8 protein-coding genes are annotated in these 11,146 nt (G+C 54.1%); 3 read left to right on the top strand and 5 right to left on the bottom strand.

Going from position 1 to position 11,146, the window contains the following annotated elements:
• Nucleotide 1: 1 nt before the first annotated feature.
• Nucleotides 2-1,048, top strand: coding sequence for a spermidine/putrescine ABC transporter substrate-binding protein PotD (gene potD / locus OGV71_RS03915; RefSeq protein WP_003030797.1), 1,047 nt, complete (start codon nucleotides 2-4; stop codon nucleotides 1,046-1,048).
• A 99-nt stretch (nucleotides 1,049-1,147) separates the two neighbouring features.
• On the opposite strand, the gene cobB is transcribed toward potD, so the two are convergent.
• The 5 genes from cobB to lolC all read right to left on the bottom strand — a co-directional run bounded on the left by cobB (nucleotide 1,148) and on the right by lolC (nucleotide 6,123).
• On the bottom strand, nucleotides 1,148-1,969 hold the full coding sequence (cobB, locus tag OGV71_RS03910) for a Sir2 family NAD+-dependent deacetylase (RefSeq protein ID WP_003030799.1): 822 nt from the start codon (nucleotides 1,967-1,969) through the stop codon (nucleotides 1,148-1,150).
• Between the two features lie 15 nt (nucleotides 1,970-1,984).
• Entirely contained in the window at nucleotides 1,985-2,896 is a 912-nt protein-coding gene (gene nagK, locus OGV71_RS03905; protein WP_003030802.1) for an N-acetylglucosamine kinase, read from the bottom strand.
• Between the two features lie 89 nt (nucleotides 2,897-2,985).
• Nucleotides 2,986-4,230 carry a lipoprotein-releasing ABC transporter permease subunit LolE gene (gene lolE / locus OGV71_RS03900; protein WP_003030804.1) on the bottom strand — a complete coding sequence of 415 codons (1,245 nt, stop codon included), beginning with the start codon at nucleotides 4,228-4,230 and terminating at the stop codon, nucleotides 2,986-2,988.
• A complete protein-coding gene (gene lolD, locus OGV71_RS03895) occupies nucleotides 4,230-4,931 on the bottom strand; it encodes a lipoprotein-releasing ABC transporter ATP-binding protein LolD (RefSeq protein WP_003030805.1) in 702 nt (233 codons plus the stop codon). The genes lolE and lolD overlap by 1 nt, the downstream gene beginning before the upstream one ends.
• Nucleotides 4,924-6,123, bottom strand: a complete 1,200-nt coding sequence (lolC, locus tag OGV71_RS03890; RefSeq protein ID WP_204583712.1) for a lipoprotein-releasing ABC transporter permease subunit LolC — start codon at nucleotides 6,121-6,123, stop codon at nucleotides 4,924-4,926. Before lolC ends, lolD begins: the two co-directional genes overlap by 8 nt.
• A gap of 261 nt (nucleotides 6,124-6,384) precedes the next feature.
• On the opposite strand from lolC, the gene OGV71_RS03885 reads away from it, so the two are divergent.
• Together OGV71_RS03885 and mfd are read left to right on the top strand one after the other, a co-directional pair.
• A complete protein-coding gene (locus OGV71_RS03885) occupies nucleotides 6,385-7,449 on the top strand; it encodes an acyltransferase family protein (RefSeq protein ID WP_204583714.1) in 1,065 nt (354 codons plus the stop codon).
• A 118-nt stretch (nucleotides 7,450-7,567) separates the two neighbouring features.
• Nucleotides 7,568-11,014: a transcription-repair coupling factor gene (gene mfd / locus OGV71_RS03880; RefSeq protein WP_061547876.1), complete on the top strand. Its 3,447-nt coding sequence runs from the start codon at nucleotides 7,568-7,570 to the stop codon at nucleotides 11,012-11,014.
• Nucleotides 11,015-11,146 lie beyond the last annotated feature (132 nt).

Here is an 11,146-nt window from a genome sequence, read left to right as displayed (position 1 = left end):
GATGAAAAAATGGTCACGCCACCTGCTCGCGGCGGGTGCTCTGGCACTGGGCATGAGCGCCGCTCACGCGAATGACAACAACACGCTCTATTTCTATAACTGGACCGAGTATGTCCCGCCAGGGCTGCTGGAACAGTTCACCAAAGAGACCGGCATTAAGGTTATCTATTCGACCTACGAGTCGAACGAAACCATGTACGCCAAGCTCAAAACCTATAAAGACGGCGCATATGATCTGGTGGTTCCGTCCACCTATTACGTCGATAAAATGCGTAAAGAAGGCATGATCCAGAAGATCGACAAGTCGACGTTGACCAACTTCCACAACCTCGATCCGGAAATGCTCAACAAGCCGTTTGACCCGAACAATGACTACTCCATCCCGTATATCTGGGGTGCGACGGCCATTGGCGTAAACAGCGATGCTATCGATCCGAAAACCGTCACCAGTTGGGCCGATCTATGGAAACCGGAGTACAAAGGCAGTCTGCTGTTAACGGATGATGCGCGTGAAGTGTTCCAGATGGCGCTGCGCAAGCTGGGATACTCCGGCAATACCACCGACCCGAAAGAGATTGAAGCCGCCTATAACGAGCTGAAGAAACTGATGCCTAACGTCGCGGCGTTTAACTCTGACAACCCGGCCAACCCGTATATGGAAGGTGAAGTCAATCTGGGGATGGTGTGGAACGGCTCCGCATATGTTGCGCGTCAGGCAGGTACACCGCTGGAAGTGGTATGGCCTAAAGAAGGTGGCATTTTCTGGATGGATAGCCTGTCTATTCCGGCTAACGCGAAAAACAAAGAAGGTGCGCTGAAGCTGATTAACTTCCTGCTGCGCCCGGACGTAGCGAAAGAAGTTGCGGAAACTATTGGTTATCCGACGCCAAACCTGGCAGCACGTAAGCTGTTAAGCCCTGAAGTCGCAAATGATAAAACCCTGTATCCTGACGCAGAAACAATCAACAAAGGGGAATGGCAGAACGATGTCGGTTCCGCCAGCGCTATCTATGAAGAGTATTATCAGAAGCTAAAAGCAGGACGTTAATTGCCCTCCTCATCGGCCGGATAAGACGCGTCAGCGTCGCATCCGGCGCATCATCACTGCCCGATGGCGCTACGCTTATCGGGCCTACGCCATCCGTTCTCACAGACCTTTCAATAACTTCTCAACAAACTCTGGCACCACCTGGCTTGCCGGACCGTAATACTTCTCTTCAAACTCGCTGCCAACCTGGCTCGGTTCGAGATTTAGTTCTACCGTATGTGCCCCATGCAGCCGCGCCTCATGCACAAAACCCGCAGCCGGATAAACATGTCCCGATGTGCCAATCGCAATGAATACATCCGCCATTGCCAGCGCCATGTAAATTTCATCCATGCCCAGCGGCATTTCACCAAACCACACCACGTGTGGTCGCAGCGGTGCCGGAAATTGACAGCAGTGACATTTATCTTCCGGGGTCACATCGTCCTTCCATTCCAGAATCTGCCCGCTTTGCGAGCAGCGAACCTTGAGCAGTTCGCCGTGCATATGGATAACGTTCTGGCTGCCCGCACGCTCATGCAGGTTATCAATGTTCTGCGTCACCAGTAAAAAACGGTCGCCCAGTTCGGCTTCGAGTTTTGCCAGTGCGATATGCGCCGCGTTGGGCTGGATTTCTGGCTGTTGCAATTGATGGCGACGGGCGTTATAAAACGACTGAACCAGCTCCGGGTTTCGACTAAATCCTTCCGGAGTCGCAACGTCCTCAACCCGATGTTCTTCCCAGAGACCATCCGCCGCGCGGAAGGTTCGAATTCCTGACTCAGCAGAGATTCCCGCTCCCGTCAGTACCAGCACTCTTGGTTTTTCCATCAATTCAGGCACCACTCTGTCTCTGAAAAAGATTCGTTGACGCAGGCGATCGCGCAAATGGCGTTTATTTTTACGAAAGCGGCTTAACCGATGACCCCGACGCGACAGCATAACAACCTCTTTGTATTAATCGGTAAGATGTAGGAAAGCAGCCCCGCGCATCCCGCCGGCATCACCGTGCCGTGCCTGCTCAATACGCGGTACCCGGGCAACTGGCAACAGATGACGTGGCAGTCGGTCCGTCAGTTGCGTCGTAATAGCGGTAAAATTCGACAAGCCTCCGCCAATCACCACCAAATCAGGATCGACGATAGTCAGGATATTCCCAAGACACACCGCCAGCAAATCCAGATAGCGTTCAACGTGTGCACGCGCATGTTCATCGCCCTGCTCCCACAACGCGATAATTTCACGGGCATCCAGCGGTTGATGGTAGTAATGCTGATACAACCACGCAAATCCACCGCCGGAAAGATAGCTTTCGATGCATCCCAGTTGGCCGCATCCGCAGCGGCGCAGCGGGAAATCAAAGCCCATCAGCGTCAGCGCATCAACCGGCAAACGAATATGACCAAACTCGCCGGTGATATAGCTGCGTCCGGTGATGGATTTCCCGTTAAGCACCAGGCCGCCGCCAACGCCCGTACCGAGGATCAACCCCATCACCAGCGGATATTGGGTAAACTCGTCATCCCAGGCTTCGGAGAGAGCAAAACAGTTCGCATCGTTATCCAGACGCACATCGCGGTCAAGGCGAGCGCTAAGATCGGCGCGGAGCGGTTTGCCACTGGCGGCAGGAACGTTGGCCGCGTACAACGTGCCGTCTTCCGTTTCCGGCATGCCAGGAATCCCGATACCGACCGAACCTTTGATACCAAAACGCTGGTCAGCTTCCGTCACCAGATTGCAGACCGCATCAAGGAAAGCGTCGTAGCTGTCGCGAGGTGTAGGGACGCGAGTTTCCCATTGCAGACGACGTTGCTTATCAAACACGCCCAGCGCAATTTTGGTCCCGCCGATGTCAAATCCGTAATACATCACCGCTCCTTGATACACGTCATCCTTCAAGATGCCTCTGCGTTGGCTACGCCTTGATGCAGCATGAATGCTGTCGTGTATTATTGTTGTTATTGGCCGCTAAGTACTCTCGCAGGATCAATATTGCTGGCGCGACGCGCCGGATACCAACTTGCCAAAAGACTCAGCACGAGTGCTGTCACCAGCACGTAAATCACATCCAGCCAGTGTAATTCCGATGGCAGGAAGTCAATGAAATAGATATCGCCGGACAGGAACTGATGACCGATAAGCGCCTCGATTCCGTTGATGATCGGCGTCAGTTGCAACGAGACGACCACCCCGATGACGACGCCTATCAGGCTACCAAACAGACCCGCCAGCAGGCCGTACCAGACAAAAATGGCACGGATCAACCCATCTTTTGCCCCAAGGGTTCTTAATACCGCAATATCGCCGCTTTTGTCTTTTACCGCCATCACTAACGTGGAAACGATATTAAAGCAGGCCACACCAATCACCAGCACCATCGCCAGATACATAATGGCGCGAATCATCTGGATATCGCGATACATATAGCCATAAGTACCGATCCAGCTCTTAATATAAACATAGTTATTGGTCACTTCGCCCGCGTCCCGCACCAGCTTATTGGCGTTAAACACGTCGTTAACCTTCAGCGCAATCCCGGAAACGCTGGTTCCCATATCCAGATATTGCTGCGCATCTTCCATTGGGATCATGGCAAAGCTGTGATCGAGTTGGCCGCTCAGTTGCAGGATCCCAGTAACGTGTAAACGCACGCGTTTAGGCTGCTGTAATTTATGATCCGCGCTGGCGTTAGGGATCATAATCGACACCCAGTCGCCCTGCTTCACTTTCAGCGCATCGGCAATACCCTTACCAATGATGATTTGTTGTTCACCGGCTTTAAAATTATCCCAGGCGTGGTTTTGCACGAAGGATGGCAGTGCGCTTAAACGCTGTTCCTGTTTTGGGTCAACGCCCTTCACCTGCACCGCGCGTAAGTTCGCCCCGCTCTCTACCAGTCCGGTAAAGTTGATATAAGGCGCCGCGGCGACAATACCCGGCACTTTTTGTACTTTGTCGAGCGCTTCCTGCCAGTTATTCCACGGCTGATTTACGGCTTCAATCTCTCCGTGTGGGACTACGGCCAGAATACGGTTGTTCAGCTCACGCTCAAATCCGTTCATGGCACTTAAACCAACGATCAACACCGCCACACCCAACGCGATGCCAACGGTGGAAATCACAGATATCAGCGAAACCATACCGCCGCGCCGCCGACCACGGCTAAAGCGCAGACCAATCAATAACGATAAAGGCGAAGCCATTACTCAGCTCCCATCAGGCTCAGTTCAGCCGTCAGGCGACCATCGCGCATTTCAAGCTGGCGGCTCATCCGCTTCGCCAGTTGCAGATCGTGCGTCACCACCAGAAATGCCGTGCCCTGAGAGCGGTTCAGCTCGCCCAGAAGCTCGAAAATGCTATCCGCGTTACGCGCATCCAGGTTACCCGTTGGCTCATCCGCCAGGACCAGACGCGGGTTATTCACCAGCGCACGAGCGATGGCCACACGCTGGCGTTCGCCGCCAGACAGTTCAGACGGGCGATGACTGGCACGATGATCCAGTCCTACGGCTTTCAGCATATCCCGTGCGCGCTCGGTTATTTCAGCCGGTTTTTTCTTGCCGATCAGCAGCGGCATCGCTACGTTTTCCAGCGCGGTAAAGTCCGGCAGTAAATGGTGGAACTGGTAAATAAAGCCCAGCTTCTGATTGCGCAGTTCCGCTTTCGCCGCCGACGAGAGCTTGCTCATCGGCTGACCGCTAAAAATCACGTCGCCGGAAGTCGGCGTATCCAATCCGCCCAGCAGATGCAGCAGCGTACTCTTTCCGGAGCCAGAGCTGCCGACAATCGCCATCATCTCACCTTCGCCGACGCTAAAACTGACATCGTGCAGGACATCGGTCTGCACAGTGCCTTCCTGATAGCGTTTGCACAGGTTGTCGCATTGCAACAGGATCTTATTCATAACGTAAAGCCTCAGCGGGTTGAGTGGCGGCAGCGCGCCAGGAAGGATAAAGCGTAGACAGCAGCGCGATGGCCATCGCCACCAGCGCAATGACGATAACCTGCAGCGGCTCGATAGCGACCGGCAGCGCCGCGCCATCCAGCAGCACACCAATAATTGGTATTAAATTGTTCAGTTGACTGGCGAGCAATGCGCCCAGCACCGCGCCAAGCAGCGCGCCGATAATCCCGGCACTGGCCCCCTGAACCATAAACACCATCATTATCTGACGCGGCGTTAGCCCCTGCGTTTGTAGAATCGCCACTTCCCCTTGCTTCTCCATTACCATCAGACCCAGCGAGGTAATAATATTAAAAGCCGCCACAGCCACGATCAGGCTAAGCAGTAGCCCCATCATGTTCTTCTCCATGCGCACGGCCTGGAACAGTTCCCCTTTGCGCTCGCGCCAGTCCTGCCATTTGGTGCCCTGCGGCAGCGTTTGCTGGCTCAGCGTATCAACTTTTAACGGTTCGTTCAGCCACAGACGCCAGCCGGTAATATTGCCCACCGGATAGCGCATCAGGCGGGAAGCATCCTGAATGTTGGCCAGCATCTGGTAGCCGTCTACTTCGCTGTTGGCGGCGAAGGTGCCAATCACCGTAAACAGACGCTGGCTCGGCAAACGTCCCATCGGCGTAAACTGGCTGGCCGAAGGCACCATCACGCGAATTTGATCGCCACGGTTCACGCCCAACTGCCCGGCAAGCTGCTCGCCGAGGATGACATTATACTTACCCGGCTGCAGATCTGTTTGCTTCACATTGACCAGATACGGCGTTAACGGATCTTTTTGCGCCGGATCGATACCGAGCATCACGCCGACCGCCACGCTACGCGCGCTTTGCAGCACCACATCTCCCGTAGTTATGGGTGCAACTCGGTTGACGCCGTTCAACACCACCGCTTTTTCCGGCAGTTGTTGCGGGTTGAGGGAACCCTGTTCAGACGAGAGAACGGCCTGAGGCATCAGGCCAAGAATATTGTTTTGCAGCTCGCGCTCAAAACCGTTCATCACCGACAACACCGTGACCAGCGCCATCACCCCGAGGGTAATGCCAATGGTGGAGAGCCAGGAAACGAAGCGACCGAAGCGATCTGCTGCACGCCCACGCATATAACGCAGGCCGATGAATAGAGCGACAGGTTGGTACATGAAATCCGTCTGGTTGCTGTTAGCAAAGTCACGAGTATATAAGCGAAAGCGGAATGGGTAAATGACTGAACCGTAAGTGTTCGTCAGCACTATTCCTAAAAGTATAAATAAATCAATTCGCTAAAGTTGTCCGTCTTCCCTTCCATCCTGGTCCCTGCTCTTTATCTTAAAAAATCAAAATGCAGACAGTTACGCATTACAGCGCACAGCGGATTGCGCAGGATGGCAGGCTATAATCAACAATATGGATACGCCGTCTCGATGAATAAAAAAGAACCATGGATTAATAAAATCAAAGGGTTATGTATCTGCCTGGTGGTGATTTACCACTCGGTAATCACATTTTACCCGCACCTCACTACTTTTCAGCATCCGCTTTCAGAGCTGCTGAGCAAATGCTGGATTTACCTCAATTTGTACCTGGCGCCGTTTCGCATGCCGGTCTTTTTCTTTATTTCGGGATATCTGATCCGTCGCTACATTGATAGCGTCCCGTGGACCACCTGCGTGGAAAAACGGATCTGGAGTATTGCCTGGGTGCTGATACTCTGGGGTGTGGTGCAATGGCTGGCGTTAGTGACGCTCAATAACTGGCTGGCCCCACAGCGCGATCTGAGCCATGCTGCCAACGCCGCTTATGCTGGTTCGATCGCAGGTTTTACCCACGGGATGCTGACCGCCAGTACCAGCTTGTGGTATCTGTACGCGCTGATTGTCTATTTTGTTCTGTGTAAAATTTTCAGCCGCTGGGCGGTGCCGCTGTTGGCGTTATTTGTGGCGCTGAGCGTGGCGATCAACTTTGTCCCGACGCCGTGGTGGGGAATGAACAGCGTGATTCGCAATCTGCCCTGGTACAGCCTCGGTGCATGGTTTGGCGCAACGCTGATGGTATGGATTAAGGAGGTGCCCCTGCGCCGCCATGCGCTCATTGTTCTGGTTAGCGCAATCGCCGCCATCGTCGCGTGGCTGGCAAATGTCTCACTATTACTTTCTCTTCTTTCCATTGTGCTGATCATGAAGCTGTTTTATCAATTTGAGCTGCGCTTTGGTATGCGTGAGTCCGGCCCGTTAAGCGTGATTGGTGCCAATACCATCGCCATCTACACCACCCACCGAATTCTGGTTGAGCTATTCAGCTTAACGCTAATCCCCAACATTAATCATGCAGCCTGGCCTGCATATGCAGAGCTGGCCCTGCTGTTGGTGTATCCATTCGCCTGCCTGCTGCTGTGCACCTTGTTTGGCCTGTTGGTGCGTAAAATTTCACAAAAAACAGTGGCCGACCTGCTCTTTTCCCCGCCTTCTTTATCGGTCGTTTCGCGCTAACCCCAACGCGCTTTTTGCCCCCATCAGGGGGCGAATCAATTTGCTTATGAGAAACGATCACGGATAATAAAGAACATTGCTTATCAGATGTATATCTAAACGAGAACCTGACAACCGAATGCCTGAACAACATCGTTACACGCTCCCAGCGAAAGCTGGCGATCAGCGCCAGTTGGGTGAGCTTACCGGTGCCGCCTGCGCAACGCTGGTCGCCGAAATCGCCGAACATCACGCCGGTCCAGTGGTACTGATCGCGCCGGACATGCAAAATGCTTTGCGCCTGCATGATGAAATTCGTCAGTTTACCGACCAGATGGTGATGAACCTGGCCGACTGGGAAACGCTGCCCTATGACAGTTTTTCTCCCCATCAGGAGATTATCTCTTCGCGTCTCTCTACGCTGTATCAACTGCCTGCCATGCAGCGAGGCGTACTGATCGTTCCGGTAAATACCCTGATGCAGCGTGTCTGTCCGCACAGCTATCTGCACGGGCATGCGCTGGTCATGAAAAAAGGTCAGCGGCTTTCGCGCGACGCCCTGCGCGAACAGTTGGATAGCGCTGGCTATCGCCATGTTGATCAGGTCATGGAACACGGCGAATACGCCACGCGCGGCGCGTTGTTGGATCTGTTCCCGATGGGCAGCGAGTTGCCTTATCGTCTGGATTTCTTTGATGACGAAATCGACAGCCTGCGTCTGTTTGATACCGACACCCAGCGCACGCTGGAAGAAGTCGATGCCATTAATTTGCTCCCCGCGCACGAATTCCCGACTGACAAAACGGCCATCGAGCTATTCCGTAGTCAGTGGCGCGATACCTTTGAGGTTAAACGCGACGCCGAACATATTTACCAGCAGGTCAGCAAAGGCACGTTACCTGCGGGTATTGAATACTGGCAACCGCTGTTTTTCAGCGAGCCGCTGCCGCCGCTGTTCAGCTACTTCCCCGCCAATACGTTATTGGTCAATACCGGTGATATCGAGACCAGCGCAGAACGCTTCCAGGCCGATACCCTGTCACGCTTTGAAAATCGCGGTGTTGATCCGATGCGCCCTCTTCTGCCGCCGGAATCGCTGTGGCTGCGGGTTGATGAGCTGTTTTCTGAACTTAAACGCTGGCCGCGCGTTCAACTGAAAACCGAGAGTCTGGCGAACAAAGCTGCGAATACCAACCTCGGGTTCCAGAAGCTGCCGGACATCGCCGTGCAGGCACAGCAAAAATCACCGTTAGATGCGTTACGTAAATTCCTTGAGGGCTTTACCGGCCCGGTGATTTTTTCGGTCGAAAGTGAAGGCCGACGTGAAGCGCTTGGCGAGCTGCTCGCTCGTATCAAAGTGGCACCGAAGCGGATATTGCGACTCGATGAAGCCGTTGATAACGGTCGTTATCTGATGATTGGCGCAGCTGAGCACGGCTTCATCGATAGCAAACGCAATCTGGCACTGATTTGTGAAAGCGATCTGCTTGGGGAACGCGTGGCGCGTCGCCGCCAGGATTCGCGTCGCACCATCAACCCGGATACCTTAATTCGTAACCTTGCAGAGCTGCATCCCGGTCAGCCGGTAGTGCATCTGGAACACGGCGTGGGTCGCTATGCCGGGATGACCACGCTGGAAGCGGGCGGTATCACCGGTGAATATCTGATGCTCACCTATGCCAACGACGCCAAACTGTACGTGCCGGTGTCGTCACTGCATCTGATCAGCCGCTATGCGGGCGGTGCAGAAGAGAATGCGCCGCTGCATAAACTGGGCGGCGATGCCTGGTCACGCGCCCGGCAGAAAGCCGCTGAGAAGGTGCGCGATGTCGCGGCAGAGCTGCTGGATATTTATGCCCAGCGCGCGGCGAAAGAAGGCTTTGCCTTTAAGCATGACCGTGAACAGTATCAGCTGTTTTGCGACAGCTTCCCGTTTGAAACCACGCCTGACCAGGCGCAGGCGATCAACGCTGTACTCAGCGATATGTGTCAACCGCTGGCCATGGACCGTCTGGTGTGCGGCGACGTCGGTTTTGGTAAAACCGAAGTCGCGATGCGCGCCGCCTTCCTTGCCGTAGAGAACCACAAACAGGTTGCCGTGCTGGTTCCGACTACCCTGCTCGCACAGCAGCACTTCGACAACTTCCGCGATCGTTTTGCCAACTGGCCGGTACGCATTGAGATGTTGTCCCGTTTCCGTAGCGCCAAAGAGCAAGCGCATATTCTGGAGCAGGTTGCCGAGGGGAAAATTGATATTCTCATCGGTACGCACAAACTGCTGCAAGCGGATGTGAAGCTAAAAGATCTGGGTCTGCTAATTGTCGATGAAGAGCACCGTTTCGGCGTTCGCCACAAAGAACGCATCAAGGCGATGCGCGCGGATGTCGATATTCTGACCCTGACGGCAACGCCTATTCCGCGTACGCTCAATATGGCGATGAGCGGCATGCGCGATCTGTCGATCATCGCCACGCCGCCCGCTCGTCGTCTGGCGGTCAAAACCTTCGTGCGCGAATACGACAGCCTGGTGGTACGCGAGGCGATCCTGCGTGAAGTTCTGCGCGGGGGACAAGTTTATTATCTGTTTAACGACGTCGAGAATATCCAGAAAACCGCTGACAGATTAGCAGAACTGGTGCCGGAAGCGCGTATTGGTATCGGCCACGGGCAAATGCGCGAGCGCGAGCTGGAACGCGTGATGAACGATTTCCACCATCAGCGTTTTAACGTGCTGGTGTGTACCACCATTATCGAAACCGGGATCGACATTCCGACCGCCAACACCATTATCATCGAACGCGCCGATCACTTTGGTTTAGCGCAATTGCACCAGCTACGCGGTCGTGTGGGACGCTCACACCATCAGGCGTACGCCTGGCTGCTGACGCCGCATCCAAAAGCAATGACCACCGACGCGCAAAAGCGTCTGGAAGCCATCGCCTCGCTGGAAGATTTAGGTGCAGGATTTGCGCTGGCGACCCACGACCTTGAAATTCGCGGCGCCGGGGAACTGCTGGGTGAAGATCAAAGTGGTTCCATGGAAAGCATCGGCTTCTCGCTGTATATGGAGTTGCTGGAAAATGCGGTCGATGCGCTCAAAGAAGGGCGTGAGCCGTCACTGGAAGATCTCACCAGCCAGCAAACCGAAGTTGAACTGCGTATGCCGTCTCTGCTGCCGGATGACTATATACCGGATGTTAACACCCGACTATCGTTCTACAAGCGCATTGCCAGCGCGAAAGGCGAAAACGAACTGGAAGAGATTAAGGTCGAGCTGATAGATCGTTTTGGCCTGCTGCCCGACCCGGCTCGTACGTTGCTGGATATCGCTCGTTTACGCCAGCAGGCGCAGAAACTGGGGATCAGAAAGCTCGAAGGTCATGACAAAGGCGGTACCATTGAATTTGCCGAGAAAAACCACGTTAACCCGGTCTGGCTGATTGGTTTACTGCAAAAACAACCGCAACACTTCCGTCTGGACGGCCCAACCCGACTGAAATTTATGCAGGATCTGGGCGAGCGTAAAACGCGGATCGACTGGGTCCGCCAGTTTATGCGTCAGCTTGAAGAAAACGCCGTAGCATAGTGAACAGGCCGGGTGAGCACACCACTCACCCGGCCTGATGAATTTACAAACTCTTTGCACTTCCCTGCACTTCCAGACACAGCAAACCGCCATAATTCTCGTTTACTTTTACATAATAAAAACCACGTAAAA

Source organism: Citrobacter sp. Cf088 (assembly GCF_030334295.1).
Lineage (GTDB): Bacteria > Pseudomonadota > Gammaproteobacteria > Enterobacterales > Enterobacteriaceae > Citrobacter > Citrobacter freundii.
Note: the sequence above shows the minus strand (reverse complement) of the source record. Positions and strands in the feature narration are given on the sequence as shown.